General features: G+C 70.9%; 9 protein-coding genes and 3 pseudogenes. 6 read left to right on the plus strand and 6 right to left on the minus strand.

Annotation, left to right across the window (positions count from 1 at the left end):
* Window positions 1-93 precede the first annotated feature (93 nt).
* A pseudogene (locus tag PH189_RS06760) lies at window positions 94-1,670 on the minus strand (alanine/glycine:cation symporter family protein).
* A 369-nt stretch (window positions 1,671-2,039) separates the two neighbouring features.
* Between PH189_RS06760 and PH189_RS06765 the strand changes: the two are divergent.
* The 5 genes from PH189_RS06765 to PH189_RS06785 all read left to right on the plus strand — a co-directional run bounded on the left by PH189_RS06765 (window position 2,040) and on the right by PH189_RS06785 (window position 9,951).
* Complete coding sequence (locus PH189_RS06765; RefSeq protein WP_274187988.1) at window positions 2,040-2,684, plus strand: ANTAR domain-containing protein; 645 nt, start codon at window positions 2,040-2,042, stop codon at window positions 2,682-2,684.
* Between the two features lie 555 nt (window positions 2,685-3,239).
* Window positions 3,240-3,422: a hypothetical protein gene (locus tag PH189_RS06770; protein WP_274187989.1), complete on the plus strand. Its 183-nt coding sequence runs from the start codon at window positions 3,240-3,242 to the stop codon at window positions 3,420-3,422.
* 489 nt (window positions 3,423-3,911) lie between these two features.
* Window positions 3,912-5,258: a sodium:proton exchanger gene (locus PH189_RS06775; RefSeq protein ID WP_274187990.1), complete on the plus strand. Its 1,347-nt coding sequence runs from the start codon at window positions 3,912-3,914 to the stop codon at window positions 5,256-5,258.
* Window positions 5,259-5,488: 230 nt separating this feature from the next.
* Window positions 5,489-8,041: an MFS transporter gene (locus tag PH189_RS06780; protein WP_274187991.1), complete on the plus strand. Its 2,553-nt coding sequence runs from the start codon at window positions 5,489-5,491 to the stop codon at window positions 8,039-8,041.
* 545 nt (window positions 8,042-8,586) lie between these two features.
* Window positions 8,587-9,951 (plus strand): M1 family aminopeptidase, encoded by a 1,365-nt coding sequence (locus PH189_RS06785; RefSeq protein WP_274187992.1) that lies wholly within the window; start codon window positions 8,587-8,589, stop codon window positions 9,949-9,951.
* A 101-nt stretch (window positions 9,952-10,052) separates the two neighbouring features.
* On the opposite strand, the gene PH189_RS06790 is transcribed toward PH189_RS06785, so the two are convergent.
* From PH189_RS06790 to PH189_RS06805, 4 genes are all read right to left on the minus strand, one after another.
* Window positions 10,053-11,093 (minus strand): S1C family serine protease, encoded by a 1,041-nt coding sequence (locus tag PH189_RS06790; protein ID WP_274187993.1) that lies wholly within the window; start codon window positions 11,091-11,093, stop codon window positions 10,053-10,055.
* Between the two features lie 131 nt (window positions 11,094-11,224).
* Window positions 11,225-11,710 (minus strand): hypothetical protein, encoded by a 486-nt coding sequence (locus tag PH189_RS06795; protein WP_274187994.1) that lies wholly within the window; start codon window positions 11,708-11,710, stop codon window positions 11,225-11,227.
* Window positions 11,711-12,097: 387 nt separating this feature from the next.
* Window positions 12,098-12,499: a hypothetical protein gene (locus tag PH189_RS06800; protein WP_274187995.1), complete on the minus strand. Its 402-nt coding sequence runs from the start codon at window positions 12,497-12,499 to the stop codon at window positions 12,098-12,100.
* A gap of 298 nt (window positions 12,500-12,797) precedes the next feature.
* A complete protein-coding gene (locus PH189_RS06805) occupies window positions 12,798-13,532 on the minus strand; it encodes a hypothetical protein (protein WP_274187996.1) in 735 nt (244 codons plus the stop codon).
* A 984-nt stretch (window positions 13,533-14,516) separates the two neighbouring features.
* Between PH189_RS06805 and PH189_RS06810 the strand changes: the two are divergent.
* Window positions 14,517-15,766 (plus strand): annotated as a pseudogene (locus tag PH189_RS06810) (IS110 family RNA-guided transposase).
* Between the two features lie 33 nt (window positions 15,767-15,799).
* On the opposite strand, the pseudogene PH189_RS06815 reads toward PH189_RS06810, so the two are convergent.
* Window positions 15,800-16,015: pseudogene (locus tag PH189_RS06815) on the minus strand (IS3 family transposase); the annotation flags it as partial.
* Window positions 16,016-16,034 lie beyond the last annotated feature (19 nt).

Below are 16,034 nucleotides of genomic sequence, written 5' to 3' on the forward strand. Positions count from 1 at the left end.
CCCCTCCCGCAGCGTCGGTGGGGAAACGCTACCCGCCTTCGGCCAGCCGAAGAGGGCCCGCGGAGCAGCGGGAGCACCTTCGTCAGGTGATCGTCAGGTGCGTGTGATCGCGCGGCGCTCGGCGGGTGCCATCTCGACCACGTCACCCGAGTGGCGGGCCGCCCGGAAGGCCGCGACCTCCTCCTTGACCACGGGCGCGAGGAGGTACAGCCCGATGATGTTGAACAGGGCGAGCAGGAACAGGACCGCATCGGCGAAGTCCAGGACGGCACCCAGGGTGAGCACCGAGCCGATGACGACGAACAGGCAGAACACCACCTGATAGATCCGCTCCGAGAGCGTGCTGCGGCCGAAACGGTACGTCCTGGCCTTCTGGCCGTAGTAGCCCCACGTGATCATGGTCGAGATCGCGAAGAGGGCGACGGCGACGGTCAGCACGTAAGGGAACCAGGGGAGCACGGTCTCGAATGCCGAGGAGGTCACGGAGACCCCAGCCGGGTCCTGCCCGGCGACGGCCGCGGCCTGCGCGTCGCGCCAGTAAGGCGTGTCGGCGACGACGATCGTCAGGGCCGTCATCGTGCAGATCACGACCGTGTCCACGAACGGCTCGAGCAGCGCCACGTAGCCCTCGGTGACGGGGTAGCGGGTCCTGACCGCGGAGTGCGCGATCGGCGCCGACCCCAGCCCGGCCTCGTTGGAGAACGCGGCGCGCTGGAACCCGACGATGAGGGCGCCGATGACCCCGCCCGCGACGCCAGCCCCGGTGAACGCCCCGCTGATGATCGCGCCGACGGCGGCGGGGACGAGCGGCAGATTGACCGTGAGCACGATCAGGCACGCGGAGACGTAGACCAGGGCCATCGCCGGGACCAGCCGGCTGGTCACCCTGCCGACCGACCGGATGCCGCCGAAGATCACCAGGCCGACCACGAGGGCCAGGACGACGCCGAAGACCAGCGCCGCGCCGTCGCCGCCCAGAACGCCGGCCTCGCCGCCGGTCACCTCGCTGAGCTGCGCGAAGGTCTGGTTGGCCTGGAACATGTTCCCGCCGGCCACCCCGAAGAACAGGATGAACACCGCGGCGAGACCGGCGAGGAGCTTGCCGAGGTTGCGGCCGAACGCCGAGGGGAAACGTTCCGCGATCCCGCGGCGCAGGTAGTGCATCGGCCCGCCCGAGACCGTGCCGTCGGGGTGGTGCTCGCGGTAGCGCACGCCGAGGGTGCACTCGACGAACTTGGTGCACATCCCCAGCAGCCGCCACGATCATCCAGAACGTGGCACCAGCCCCGCCGATCGTGACCGCGACGGCGACGCCGGCGATGTTGCCGAGCCCGACCGTGCCCGAGACCGCGGAAGTCAAGGCCTGGAAGTGCGGGATCTCGCCGGGCTCGTCATCGCCGGTGTAGCGGCCGCGGGCGATGCGCACGGCGAGGCCGAAGTTGCGGAACTGCGGGCCCCGGAAGTACACCGTGAAGATCAGGGCCGCCAGGATCAGCCGATACCCCGAGCAGCGGTACCTCGGCGAAGACGACGGCCGACAGCCCCTCGGCGACCGGCGTGAACACGGCGTCGATGGCGTCCTCGACGGCGGTGAGTGCTCCACTGGAGGCGCCGCCCGCAGCGAGGACGTCGAGTTCGGCGGGTACGGCGGCTGCGACGGTCATGGACATCAGCTCAGGTGATGACGGTCACGGCGCCAAGACGTGTCGAGGGTTCGTCAGAAAATCGTCAGCGACGGCGCGAGCCACGACGCCCGCCGTCGCACCCACTCGGCGAACGTCAGACGAGCGACAGGTGCTGGCCGGGTCTGACCGGCCTCGAGCGGCGACGCTGGTGGACACGGGGCCGGGAGCGGTCAGCGGCCCGACCTGCGCACTACGGAGAGGGCGGCCATGGCACGTCACGGAGACGCGGCGCACGAGGTCCCAATCGACATCGGCGGGGACTTCGAAGCTTGCGGGAAGGCGGCAGGAGTGACGCCTGCGTTGGCGTGCCTGTGCGGGTTCAGGGGTCTGGGCCGTCACAGCGCGGAGGGGCTCGTGCACCGGCTCGTCGAGGGCGCCGTGCACGCGGTGCCGGCCGCCGACGCTGGCGGCGTCGCTGAACTCACCGACGCCGACGCGCGGTCGTGGGCCGCAACCCTGCCTCTGGTCAAGGAGCTCGCTCACCTCGCCGTCGCGACGGACGAGGGCCCCCTGGTGGAGGCGATGGAGGCGCGGCCGGGGGCGGCGATGGTGACGGACCTGAACGAGACCTCGACGCGGCGGTGGCCGCATTGGGCGAGACGCGCCCGCACCGCTGGCGTGGGCGCGGTGTTGACAGTGGTCCTGCCGTGCGGCGCGCGTCGACGGACACAGCTGTTCAGTCTCTACGGACCCCGGCCCGGCATCTTCGACGCCTCGAGTGCCGCAGCCGCGCAGGCGTTCGCCGCCCCGCTCGCCGTCGCCCTCCCGGCGGCCCACCGCGCTGCCGCGCTGGAGCGCGCGCTGGCCTCCCGCGATGTCATCGGACAGGCCAAGGGCGTGCTCATGACCCGCCAGGGCATCGACTCCACTTCCGCGTTCGATCATCTCGTGCGGCTCTCGCAGGAGAGCAACACGCGACTACCGGCCGTCGCCGCACGGCTCGTCGACGAGGTCGAGACCGCGGCCGAGCGCGGGTCCGGGGACGCCCACGACTCCTGACATGGTCTTGGTAGACCGCTCGAGGACAGGAGCCACACCTCGGGTGGGCGGCTTTGGTGCTCCGATGACGACTCCGTCGACTGGCACCGTGCTCAGCGAGCTGCCTGCGGCGACATCTCACCCGCCGAGCTGGAAGCCGCCCAGTACCGTCACCACCGGCCCCACCCGCGCACCCCGGCCGATAGCTCTGGGACACGCCAGGGCGGTCCACCCGGTCGTCCCGGGCTGGCGTCGCGCGACGTCTTCGCTCAGGCCGAAGGTGCCTTCACGGCACGGCATTGGCGCCTCCAAGGCCTTTGGATGGCTCGTCCGCACCCTGAAGAGGAAGGTCACACCTAGATTCGCGGAGATTGCGGCCCGCCTCGTCTGTGGAGTCGTGAGCTCATTAGGAGGGTCCCGACCGTCAGCCTCGCCGTGGACGAAGGCGCGTCGGTCCAGGGCCAGCAGAGTTGGCGGCGACATATCTCTGACGATCTGGAACGTTCTTTGTCGAGAAGGAACGGCTGTCGGACGATCGTCAGGTCGCGGTGCCGATCGGTCGGTCACCCTCGAACTATGTGGACTTACGCGTTGGCCGGAGCGGCATATGTCTTCATGGCGTTGTGGGTCGTGTCGATGTGGCGGCTGCGGAAGACCAGCGATCGACGTGCGTCACGCGATCGGGACCTGTCGTTCTCGGTTGCGGCTGGCGTGCTGTCCGTGATCACGGCTGTCACCGCGATCGCGCTGCTCCTCTGAGTCGGAGACTCGGAGCGGCCTCTCCGCGAACGGCTCGACGGCTCGACCACGGCCCCGTGGGTGGGGCAGCCGAGGGCGACAGGGTCGACCGCTGAGCCGACGGGAGGGAAGGTGCGAGGGGTGCCGCGCGCCTCGGGCGGGTGCTGCGTGGCCTGCTTCAGATCAGCGTCGGGACGTACTGGAATGATCTCGCCCCGGCTCTGTCACCAATCTCCTCTCCCTGCGCTGCGTGGATCGCGCCGACGGCGATGTCGCTGCTGACGAGTGCCCTGTCAACAATCGCGTGCCGCTGTCACCGCCGATTCCAAAGGGCTGCTACCTGACGATTGCCTGTCGCCTCGGGCGCTTCCGTTTCTCGGCGTGGGGCCTGGTGAAAGCTTGTTGAGAACACGCGGAGTCGTCGCGCGACGCCGCTCGACGCCAAGGCTCGCCGCGACCGGTCCGGGTTCGCGGGGAGCATGACGGCGACCCGGAAGGGGAGCAGTGACCATGACGACCGAGGGGCGGCGGCGGCCGCCGGGCCAGCTCGTTGCTGCGCTGCTCGCCGCGATGCCGGGTCTCGTGTTCGGAGCGGCCACCTACCTCGGTCTGCCGCACCCGGAGATGCCGCCGCCGCTGGCCGCAGTGGTGTACGGCGTCGCGATCATCGGGGCGGCGTTTACGCTCTCGTGGGGAGCCGAGGCCGCCCAGGTCGACATCAGCGCGGGGCTCGCGATCGCGCTGCTGGCCCTCATCGCGGTGCTGCCCGAGTACGCGGTCGACTTCGTGTTCACCTGGCAGGCCGGCCAGATCTACGAGGCCAACGGCGGGCAGTGCGTGCCGCTGCCCGGTGGGGCCAACCCGTGCTCGCTGGCCCTGGCCAACATGACCGGCGCGAACAGGGTGCTGGTCGGCGTCGGCTGGCCGCTGATCATTCTGGTGGCTTCGATCGCGGTGTGGCGCTCACGACGCCACGGCGGCGGGGAGAGCTCGACCACGCACCACGACGAGGTCGACCTCGCACCGGCGATGTCAGCGGAGGTCGTGTTCCTGGGGCTGGCCACCCTGTACTCCCTGACGCTGCCGCTGCGCACCTCGCTGACGCTGCTGGACTTGGCGGTCTTCGTCGCCATCTTCGCCGCGTACGCCTGGCGCCTGGCCCAGGCGCCGGCTCAGGAGCCCGACCTGGTCGGCGTCTCGGCCTGGGCGGGGGAGAAACCGCGCCGGGCCCGCCGCGCCTGGGTGCTGGGGATGTTCGCGGTCGCCGGCCTGGTCATCCTCGCCACCGCGGAGCACTTCGCGCAGAGCCTCGTAGACGCCGGCACCGAGCTCGGCATCGACCAGTTCCTGCTCGTGCAGTGGGTGGCGCCGCTGGCCAGCGAGTCGCCCGAGCTGATCGTGGCCTGCCTCTACGCGATGCGACTCAAGGCCTCGGATTCGCTGGGCACCCTGCTGTCGAGCAAGGTCAACCAGTGGACGCTGCTGGTGGGCACGATCCCGCTCGTGTTCGCCGTCTCGGCCACCACGATCGACGGACTGCCGCTCGACATGAACCAGCGCCTCGAGCTCCTCATCACCGCGGCGCAGTCCCTGTTCGCCGTGGCCCTGCTCATGGACCTGCGGTTGAGCCGCCGCGGTGCGGCGGCGCTGTTCACCCTGTTCGCCGTGCAGTTCACGGTCAGCGTCACCGCGGGACCGGCCGTCAACCGGATCACCATCCTCGTCCTGTCCGCGGTCTACATCCTGCTGGCGATCGCGCAGATGCTGCGGCTGCGGCGACGCGTGGCGCGCACCGTTCGCGACGGGTTCGCCGCCCCCTACGCCGAGCTGGAGCAGGACGAGCCAGCGGCCCGCTGAGCGGTCCAAGAATCGCCTCACCGCACGGCCGACACAGCTACCTCATGCCGCCGCGCACCGCCGAGGTGGGAACAACCTCGTTGAGGGAGGACGCCATGACCGAGGTGCACACCCGGACCATCGAGACCCAGGTGCCGGCGCGCCTCGACCGCCTCCCTTGGTCACGGTTCCACTGGCGCGTCGTCCTGGGCCTCGGCACGGTCTGGACCCTCGACGGTCTCGAGGTGACCATGGTGGGCTCGGTGGCCTCGCGGCTCACCGAGGCCGACAGCGGACTCGGTCTCACGCCGGGGCAGATCGGCGTGAGCGCGGCGATCTACATCCTCGGGGCGTGTCTCGGCGCCCTGGTGTTCGGGCAGCTCACCGACCGATTCGGTCGCAAGAAGCTCTTCCTCGCCACGCTGCTGATCTACATCGCGGCCACCGTCGCCACCGCGTTTTCGTTCAGCGTCTGGTGCTTCTTCCTGTGCCGGTTCATCACCGGGGCCGGCATCGGCGGCGAGTACGCGGCCATCCATTCCGCGATCGACGAGCTGATCCCCGCCCGTGTCCGAGGCCGGGTCGACCTCCTGATCAGCGGGACCTACTGGCTCGGGGCAGCCGGCGGCGCCGGTCTCGCGATCCTCTTCCTCAACGAGTCGATCTTTCCGGCCGATGTCGGCTGGCGGCTGGCGTTCGGCGTCGGCGCCGTGCTCGGACTGGTCATCCTGTTCGTGCGTCGGCACGTCCCTGAGAGCCCGCGCTGGCTGTTCATCCACGGACGCGAGGACGAGGCCGAGCGGGTCGTCGACGGCATCGAGCGCACCGTCGAGGCCGAGACCGGGGAGGAGCTCGACGAGCCCGGCAAGACCCTGCGGGTTCGGCAGCGTCGCACCATCCCGATCAAGATGATCGCCGGGACCGCGTTCAAGCTCTACCCGAAGCGGGCTGTGCTCGGGATCGCGCTGTTTGTCGGGCAGGCGTTCCTCTACAACGGCATCACGTTCAACCTCGGCACGCTGATGTCCACTTTCTTCGGGGTGGCGGCTGCCATCACCCCGGTGTTCTTCGTGCTGTTCGCGCTGGGCAACTTCCTCGGGCCGCTCACCCTCGGGCGCCTGTTCGATTCGGTCGGGCGCAAACCGATGATCACTCTCACCTACTTGGGATCAGCCCTGTTGACGCTGCCGCTGGCCTGGTGGTTCGTGACGGGGGCACTGACGCGCTGGACCTTCATCGCGATGGTGATCGCCGTGTTCTTCCTCGCGTCGGCGGGCGCGAGCGCGGCCTACCTCACTGTCAGCGAGATCTTCCCGATGGAGACCCGGGCGCTGGCCATCGCGTTCTTCTACGCGGTGGGCACCGCCGTCGGCGGGATCACCGGCCCGCTGCTGTTCGGTCAACTGATCGGCAGCAACGACCCGGACCTGGTCGCGGTGGCATTCCTCGTCGGTGCGGGCGTGATGGCCCTCGGCGGACTGGCCGAGATCGCGTTCGGGGTGCGCTCGGAGCGCGCGGACCTCGAGGCGATTGCCGCGCCTCTGACGGCCCACGAGGCCGAGAGCGCCGACACCACGGGGCCGCCCGGGCGCTCAGGGCAGGGGGCGGGGCGTTCGGACCGACCGGCCCAGGCCCGTCGGTCCCGTGAGGAGGCCGCGCTCGCCCGGGCCCGTGCGGCTGAGCATCGCGCCGCGGTCCACGAGCTGGCGATTGCCTCCTGGGGTGACGCCCCGACTGGTTCGAGTGAGGCGGCGATGTCGACGGACGGCGTCGACCGCCAGCGGGTCGAGAAGACCCTCGCCGAGATCGACGATCTCCGCGCCCTGGAGTTCGACGAGCAGGCCATCGCCCAGGAGGAACTCGCCTTCGCCGATGAGGCGGACGGGCACGCCGCAGGGGCGGCCACTCATCGAGCCCGAGCCGCGGAGCACCGGGCACTGGCTCACGCCGATGAGGCTGCGGCCCTGGTCGCCGAGGACGACGGCACGGCCGCTAGCCACCGTGCGCTGGCCCGCGCGGCCGCCGAGAGGTCTCGAGCCGCGGCGCAACGCGCGCTGGCCGAGCAGGTACTCGTCGACCAACAGGAGCCGGAGTCCGACGAGTCCGGCGAGGTCGCGAGTACGCGTGACGGCGGAGACGAACTGAGTTGTCTGGGCCCAGACGAGGTCGCTCGCGCTCGCAGCGCGATGCACACCGCGTGGGCGGAGGTGCACGACGAGCGGTCTCGCGTAGAGACTGATCTCGCGGAGGGACGCAGCTCAGCGGGCGACCGCACCAGCGGGTTGCAGCAACGGGCCCTGGCCGCGGAGCAGCACCTCCAGGCGGCCGAGCACCGCGCCGCCGCTGGGATCACCCGAGCTCACCGCGAGGCCGCCGAGCAGGCCGAGAAGCGACAGGCCGCGCGCGCCGAGCGCGAGCGGCGCGCGGACCAACTCGAGGAGCGGGTCCGCCGGCGCACAGCCCATCGGGCCGAGCGCGAACGGCACGGGCTGCGGCGCTTTCCAGCCGGGTCCCGGTCCGTCCCTGAGTCCTCCGTTGGGTGGACTGAATGCCGCACCGGGCGACAGCGAGCACGCCCTCGACCACGAGATCGAGACCGTGGCGCGGGCAGTGTCGGAGCAGGGCGCCATCGATTGGCACGACCTGTCCCGCCTCGTAGGAGCGCGGTACTGGGCCCCGGCCGCTTTGGAGCCGCGCTCGACGCCGCTGTCGAGGAAGGCCGCGTCCGGAGGCTGTCGCGCCGGACGTACGGCCCGACCGACGGCGCTCCGGGTGCCGTCGACCGTGACCGGCGACAGACCTAAGGGCGGCGTCGTCGTGACCGTGTCATCGCTCGCCACACCCGCAGCGGCCACATCCCGAGCACGGGAGCGTTGCGCCCCAGGTCCTCCGAGTCGGGGCGATCGAACGCCGCCGCATAGCGCCGCGCGTCCGCGGCCGAGGAATAGCGTTTGTTGCCACCCGCTCCGCACCCACGCGAGCACGACCAGACCAGCACCTCGTTCTCAGCGGTGAACCGGTACTTGTGCCCCAGCACGACGCACGCCGTCACCGGTCACCCGCCCGACAACGTGCCGGAGCCTCGATCACATCCACGGCAGCATCCACCCACGCCAGAGTGCCCGACACTGACGACCGCCCGCGCGGTGTCGTCCCAGCACGAGGCGATGCGTCTCGGCGCACCCCCGTCCGCGGCACCGACGGGTCCGACAAAGCGATGCAGGGTCGGCGAGCTGCCGGGTTCCCGCCACGTCGGCCTGTGCAAGCTCGCTGCAACCTGGCCTCGGCGGGTGACCTCGGCATGATTCCCGCCCGGCTTCGAGCGATCGGCGTCGTCGTCGCGAGCTCGTTGCTCGTCCTGGCCGGCTGTGCCGACACCCCTTCTGCACCGGCAGCGGCGTGGCCGCAGCGGCCGGTGGTGCGCCTGGCTTTCGACGTCGCTCCCGACCTGCGTTCGGTCGCGGGGAGGGAGACGGTGTCGCTCACGCTCGGCCGGCGGGTGTGTGAGCTGGTGTTTCGGGCGTGGCCCAACAAGCCGTCGGCAGCGCGCGCGGGCAACCAACTCGAGGTCACCGGCGCGATCGTGGACGGTCGTCATGTCCAGCCCCGGGTGCTTCCAGCGGGCGCTCCCGATGGTGTGCCGGGGACGCTCGTGGAGCTCCCGCTCCCGCAGTGCGTGCCCGCCGGCGAGGGGATCCGCGCCGAGCTCGACTTCGCGCTGCGTCTCGGGGAGAACGCCGACGAACGGTTGGGCGTGTCGCCGGAGACCGGTACCGCGTGGTTCGGGTCGGGGTTCCCGCTGCTCGCGTGGGTCCGCGGACAGGGGTGGGCCCGAGAGGACGCCGTGGACATCGCGGGGGAGACAGCCACCAGCGAAGTGTTCCGTCTCAGCGACCTCACGGTCTCGGTTCCTGATGGCATGCGGGTCGCGGGCACAGGTCAGGCTCAGGGCGAGCGCCCTGGGCCTCGCGCCGGGACGAGGACCCACCGCTTCAGTGCAGACGCCGTCCGTGACGTGGCGGTGGCGGTGGGGCGTTACGAGGTGCTCGAGCGTGACATCACCGGCACCCGTCTGCACTTGTTCACCCCGGTTGACGGCACGCGCGTGGAGCCCGAGCAGTGGGCGGGCGAGCTCGACCGGGCCCTGCAGCGATTGACCGGCCGGTTCGGCCGCTTCCCGTACCCCGATCTGTGGGTAGCGATCGCACCTGCGCAGTCGTCGGGCATCGAGTTCCCCGGCGCCCTGCAGTTCGGCGACACCCGGCCCGAGAACCTCACGGGGCTCGCGACCCACGAGCTCGCCCACCAGTGGTTCTACGGCCTGGTCGGCGGCAACCAAGCCCGCGACCCTTGGCTCGACGAAGCGTTCGCGTCCTACGCCGAGGCCTCTCTCGGCGGCGCGACCGATCGAAGCTATTACGACCTCGAGGCCATTCCCGACCGGGTGCGCGGCGATCTCGGGGACCCGATGGCCGAGTGGGGCGATCGCGGATTCGGCACCTACTACCAGGGGGTGTACCGGCAGGGCGCGGCCGCGCTGCTCGCCGCGCGGGCGCAAGCCGGCCCCGACCGCTTCGACGCTGCACTGCGCGGCCACATCGCGCGCCACGCGCACGCCGTCACCCGCCCAGCGGACGTGGCGGCGGCATTCGACGACCTACCCGACGTGCTCGACCTGTTGCGTCGCTACGGAGCCCTCCCTCCCGCGGGCTGAGGAGCTCCCGATGACCGGGAACTCTGGCTCAGCTCACTCCGCATCGCGCGCCGACCGTGCGAGCTCGAGTGCCGAGCCCGTCCTCGACCCGGAAGCGGCGCTCAGCCCGGAGCTTGTCCGATGGTCACGGTGAGCGTGGTGGACTGCGGTCCGCGCTGAACGACCACGGGTACCTGTTGTCCGGGTCGGGTGCCGCGCAGGGCGCCGAGCAGCTCGCCGACCGTGGCGATCTCGCTGGAGCCGACGCGGGTGATGACGTCTCCGGGGCGTATTCCGGCGCCTGCGGCGGGCCCGGCAGGGGCGACGTCGAGCACGACCGCACCGCGCTGCGCGGCGACCCCCAGCAGATCGCGTAGTGCGCCGGTCAGGGGCTGCACGGCCACGCCCAGGTACGGGTGGTCGGCGGTGCCGTCGACCAGCAACTGGTCGACCACGTCGACCACGCGTGTCGAGGGGATGGCGAACCCGATGCTCACTGCCCCACTCGCCGGGGGCAGGTAGGCCTCGTTGATGCCGATGACGCTGCCGGTGGCGTCGAGCAACGCTCCTCCGGAGTTGCCCGGGGAGATCGCCGTGTCGGTCTGGATCAGATCGACCAGCTGTTGGGCGCCGCGCGTTGAGGCGCCCGGCACCTCGCGGCCGACTCCGGAAACCACGCCGGCGCTGACGGTGTTCTCCAGGCCCAGCGGGCTGCCGATGGCGACCGCGAGCTCGCCGGGTCGGGGGAGCTGGTCGGCGTAGCGGGGCACCGGCAACCCGTTGCGGGCGACCTGGACCACGGCGAGGTCGGTGGTGCGGTCGGTGGCGCGCACGGTCCCGGGCACGCGGGTGCCGTCGGCGAAGCCGACCTCGACCTGGGTCGCGCCCCGCACCACGTGTTCATTGGTGACCAGCACACCGTCGGCCCGGTAGACCACACCGCTGCCCAGCCCGCCATCGGTGAAGATCGTGACCACGGAGGGGCTGGCGCGCTCGACGAGGTCCGGGACCGCGGCCAACGTCCCCGAGCTCTCTGTACTCGGCGCGGGAGGTGCCGGTGATGGTGAGGTCCCCGCAGTGGTGGGGGTCGCTGCGGGTGGGTTGCCGCAGCCCGCCAACGCCACGAGCAGCAGCGCAATGAGCGGCGCGACCCGCAGTGTCATCAGTGACCTCCCGCGTGGGCGCACCGGCGGCCTGCCGGGCAGGGCTCGTGCACGGCGCGGTGGACCGCTCGCCGACGGTGGGCGCCGAGATCGCCACGCTGCTCGATTGCGGGGACCGGGCGCCGAGCCAGTCATGGCGTCGCTCCGGACGTGCGGCAGGAGGGCACCCGAGGCGCCACTGAGGAGAGTTCCGGGGTCAGTGCGAGGTCCTGCAGGCTCGAGCCCGGGCCGGTGAGCGGGAACCGGTTGCGGACCTCGTTGACCGTGCGCAGCAACGTGTTGGCCGCGTTGGAGGGCACCGAACGCAGTGTCTCGACCGCGGCCGACGCGTCGGCGGCGCGAGCGCGCAGCAGGCTCACCACCGGTTCGGTGACCTGTTGCCCGCCCTCCACCGGAGCCGGGCCGGCGGCGTTGATGCCGTCCGCGGCCGCGGTCAGGGCGCGGGCACGCTGGTCGAGGAAGTCCACCCATTGCGCCCGCGTGGCCACGGGGTCGGCCGGGTCCACCGGCGGGGCCGGGGTGTCGGTGCGGGTCGCGGGCAGCAGAGCGGTGCACACCTTGTCCAGCCACTGCTCGGCGCTCGGGGGCGAGAGGCCGGGGCGGGGATCGGGGCCCATGGGCCGTGGGTCGGGGTTTGACGTCGGTGCGCTGCTGTCGCTGCACCCCGTCAGTAGCAGCACTGCGATCCCGACCAGCACACTCAAGGTGCCCACGTGTCGCGCAGCCGCGCGCGGGCCGGTGCCGCCCCAGGGACGGGCTCTCGTCGCCCTGCCTGTGGGGTGAGCCGTTCTCGACTGGGTTGTCGGCGACAAAGCTGGTACCGCCTCTCGTGGTCCTCCTGCCCCTCGAGGCCGCGGATTGGGTCGACGGCGTGGCGAGGGTGGCCCATGAAGTTCATCTCGCCATGCTCGTCTGATGCGCTCGCTCACCTGTGGGGCGCCCTGGTGGTCAGCGCGGCGGACGAAGGATGACGGAGATGGCTGATGGATTGGTGGGCTAGGACGTCAGACGATGAACCGAATCGGCGCGGCGAGTTCGTCCGGCGAATATTGCTCGACGAGGCGAGCGTCCGCCCCGATGCGGACGGTGTAAGTGGTCGAGCCCTCGGGGACGCCCTCGACGATGAACGGGAAGATGCACTGTCGAAGGCCGGCGTCGGATGGAGACTCTCCGACGGACAGCGTCGAGCGCGCGACGATCTCACCCTCGGCGTCCTCCACGACCACCGGGGTACCACCGTTCACCGGCCGAGGTTGCGAGCTGTTCCCGGCACATGATTGATCCGTGACCGTCACGGTTCCCGAGATGCGTTGCATGCCTTCAGGGATTTCGGGGCCGGGGTCGGCGCACCCCCCCACCAACACGGCGACGGCAACGGCCACCATCATCGGCATCAAGCGTCGCATCTTCACCTCTTGCAAAGCTTTCGCGCCTTGACGCGTTCTCGCGTCAGTGCAGCAGTGGTCAAGGGCATCGGAACCCGGTCCGTCCACAGTGAAGGTGGCCGCCCTAGAGGCCCGGCCGCGGCTGCATCAGCCCTTGGCCGCCCGCCGTGTGGTCGGGGTGGAAGGCTCCGGCCGCGACGCGGCGCTCGATGAGCCAGGGGACGGTCGCAGACCAGACGGCCGTGCGTTCTGGTGGACGTGGCGGCTCGGGAGTGGATCGACGAGGGAGCCGGCACTGCTCGACGGCGGTGCCGGGCGATCATTCGACGACCGGGCCGCCGCGTGCACTCGCCCCGCGCAGTCCGCCGAGTGCGGCGGCGGCGACGGACACACCGAGCCAGAGGGCTGCCCACCCGGTCGCACTCTGGGCGACGTCGACGATGAGCGCTGCTTCAGGGGCGGTCACCAGTGCCGCCGCGACCCCGACGTTGCCCACGAGTACGCCGCCGCCGAACAGGCCCAGGCCGAACAGGGCCACGATCGCCAGCGCCCACATCAGCACACCGTGCAACAGGCCGGCACCAGAGCCTGCTCCCCGGGTGGTGGAGCCGGCCAGCAGTCCACCCACGAAGAAGGCGGCCGCGCCCAGGACCATGCTCACGGCGCTGGCCGTGGCTGCCTGTCCCCGGCCGCTCACCCCGAGATCGAGCCATCCGAGGGCGAGGAACAGCATCTGCAGCACGAAGAACACGGGCAGCGCGACGAGCGCGCCGGCCCACACGGCACCCCAGTGGACAGATCGACTCCGAACGGGTTCGCTCCCGCCGACCCGCTGGTCGGGGGAGGTGGCGTCCGGGGAGGTGGCGTCCGGAGAGGCCTCGGGTGAGCCGGTGGCCGGCTCAAGCCTGTCCGGCGAGCCCGGGGTGCCCCGGTCGACCGGAGCCTCCGAGCGACGATCAACGCCCGTCATCTCCACGGAATGGTTGCCAATGGTCATCGTGACTCCTTCTACCTCGGGCTTGGACGAAGGGTCGGTCACCGCATCGTCGGACACGACCTTCGTCGAGGAAATCGGCGGTGGCGATCGCCCGCCCCCGGCTGTCACGCAGTCTTCGCGAGAAGGCTCAGCTCGACTGCGGCACGTCGGTCTCGACAACGAGCGTCGGCGCGCAACACGCCGATGCAGGTAATTCGTCTCGTACGTCTCCAGCGGGGTCGCGGGGTTTCGTCGGTGCTACCCCGGCCATCGTCACACCATGACGTGCGTCGGCTCCTTACGATTCTCTGACACCGGCGATGGCCGCTGCACACGAAGTCAGGAAGGCGGCCGGTCGGCGCGGACGCCCGTTCGCGTCCGTGACGGGACACCGATTCCCTGCCGCAAGCATGGCCCCCATCGAGGCTCACTACCCGGCGAGCTTTCGTTTCGTCAGGTAGTCGTCAGACTCGCTCCAAGAGCCGGCCCGTCGCCTTCGATGATCGCGTTCCCCGCTTGCGGCACGTCCCGGTGCCGAGCGCGCCGGCCGAGCTGGCTTCGCGATGCGGATACCTGACGATCACCTGACAAAGCCGCTCCTGGCCAGCAGTGCCCGGCCGAGGCGGGCACCAGGCAGGCGTGCACGACGAGAGGCGCCAGCGGCGGTCTCCCGCATCCCGCCTCCGAGGTGGGACAGCGTCGGGGGACCGGCGACGTCGGGCAACCCGCCTCTCCGAGCCGCGGCGCGACGCGGGTGTCGGATCTGAATGTCCGGGAGGGGTGCGGGTGGCAACGTGGAGTTCATGGAGCCTCGGTCAGGGTCCGGAGCGACGGCTCGCGGGCCTGGCCTCGTCCTTGATCGTGCTGCTGGCTGTCGGCGGCTGCGCCGAGACACCGACGCCCATCGGGTCGGTGGACATCGTCATCGCGAGACCGACCGAGTCTCATCCGAGCTGGGGCGCTGCCGATCGCGGGGTGGATCGCCGGTGAGTTGTTGTGCCGTGAGCACCGTCCATTAGGGCGCGGACGCCCCGGGCCGACCAGATAACACAAGGAGACCGGGTGGCGGCGGTGAGCTGCGGGATCGACTGGGCCGATGACCATCACGACGTGGCGTTCGTCGACGAGCAGGGAACTGTCGTTGTCGCCGAACGCGTGGACCACTCCGCGGCGGGCCTGGCGCGGGTTCTGGAACTGCTCGCCGAGCACGACCCGGTCGACGGTCGGCTCGAGGTGGCCATCGAGACCAGCAAGGGGCTGCTGGTTGCCGGGCTGCGGGCCGCGGGGCGGGTGGTGTTCGCGATCAACCCATTGGCGGTGTCGCGGTATCGCGACCGCTACCGCTCCTCACGCGGCAAGTCCGACGCGTTCGACGCGATGGTGCTGGCCAACATCCTGCGCACCGACCGCGAGGCGCATCGCGCGCTGCCCGCCGACAGCCTCGAGGTCCAGATGCTGCGCGCGCTGACCCGCGCCCAGCAGGACGCCGTTGAGGACCGCACCGCGCTGACCAACCGGGTCCGGGCGCTGCTCAAGGAGTTCTTCCCCGCCGCGTTGGCCGCCTTCGAACGCGGCGGCAAGCACCGGCTGGACTCCGCGAGTGCTCGCACGATCCTCGCGGTCGCGCCGACCCCCACCGACGCTCGGGCGCTGAGTCCGCGGCGGCTGGCCGCGCTGCTGCGCAAAGCCGGCCGGCAACGCGGCATCGAGGCCGAGGCCGAACGGCTGCGTGAGTTGCTGGGCCGCGAGCACATGCGCCAGCCCGGCGCGGTCGAGCAGGCCCTGGGTGTGCAGCTGCGCGGCTTGATCGGCCAGCTCGATGCCCTCGCTGCGACGCTCGCCGAGCTCGAGAACCACATCGAGCGGGCCTTCAACGACCATCGCCAGGCCTCGGTCGTGGCCAGTTTCCCGGGTCTCGGATCGGTGCTCGGAGCGCGCATGCTCGCCGAGATCGGCGACGACCCGGCCCGTTTCGACGACGGTCGAGCGCTCAAGGCCTTCGCCGGCGCCGCGCCGGTCACCCGCGCCTCGGGACGCTCGACGTTCATCCACGCCCGCCGCGCCAAGAACGATCGCCTCGCCGCCGCCGGATACGTCTGGGCGCTGGCCGCGGTCCGCCACGATCCGGACTGGGAACAGCGCTACCGCGCCCGCCGCGCGGCCGGCACGTCACCGCGTTGCGCAAGCTGTTCAACACCATGCTCGGCAAGCTCCACCACTGCCTGGTCACCGGCCAGCTCTACGACCCCGACCGCGCCGCCGTCGCGCCGGTGCCCAGGACCGCCACCACGAGTACAGCCACGGCTGGTTGACAGCTTCGGTTGGTGAGATGTCTCGATGTAGGCGAACAGGGCGTTCTCGGCCTGCTCGCGGGTCCTCCAGGTTCGGCGGTAGACGAGCTCGGTCTTGAGGGTGGAGAAGAAGTTCTCCATCAGCGCGTTGTCGTAGGAATCGCCCACCGAACCCATCGACGCAAGAATCCCGTGGTCCTCGAGGCGGGCCGAGAATCGGAACGACGTGTAGTTGGCGGATTCAACTGGTCGTCGCAACACCTCGATCATGGAGGTGTTGATGGGTCGG

Origin of the sequence: Actinomycetospora chibensis (genome assembly GCF_028737215.1) — a bacterium.
Lineage (GTDB): Bacteria > Actinomycetota > Actinomycetes > Mycobacteriales > Pseudonocardiaceae > Actinomycetospora > Actinomycetospora chibensis.

What these genes read in the sequence shown, in the direction of transcription:
- PH189_RS06770 (WP_274187989.1), top strand. Translation starts at nt 3,240, where the DNA reads ATGTGGACTTACGCGTTGGCCGGAGCGGCATATGTCTTCATGGCGTTG.
- PH189_RS06795 (WP_274187994.1), bottom strand. Translation starts at nt 11,710, where the DNA reads ATGGGCCCCGATCCCCGCCCCGGCCTCTCGCCCCCGAGCGCCGAGCAG.
- PH189_RS06780 (WP_274187991.1), top strand. Translation starts at nt 5,489, where the DNA reads ATGGTGGGCTCGGTGGCCTCGCGGCTCACCGAGGCCGACAGCGGACTC.
- PH189_RS06775 (WP_274187990.1), top strand. Translation starts at nt 3,912, where the DNA reads ATGACGACCGAGGGGCGGCGGCGGCCGCCGGGCCAGCTCGTTGCTGCG.
- PH189_RS06790 (WP_274187993.1), bottom strand. Translation starts at nt 11,093, where the DNA reads ATGACACTGCGGGTCGCGCCGCTCATTGCGCTGCTGCTCGTGGCGTTG.
- PH189_RS06800 (WP_274187995.1), bottom strand. Translation starts at nt 12,499, where the DNA reads ATGCGACGCTTGATGCCGATGATGGTGGCCGTTGCCGTCGCCGTGTTG.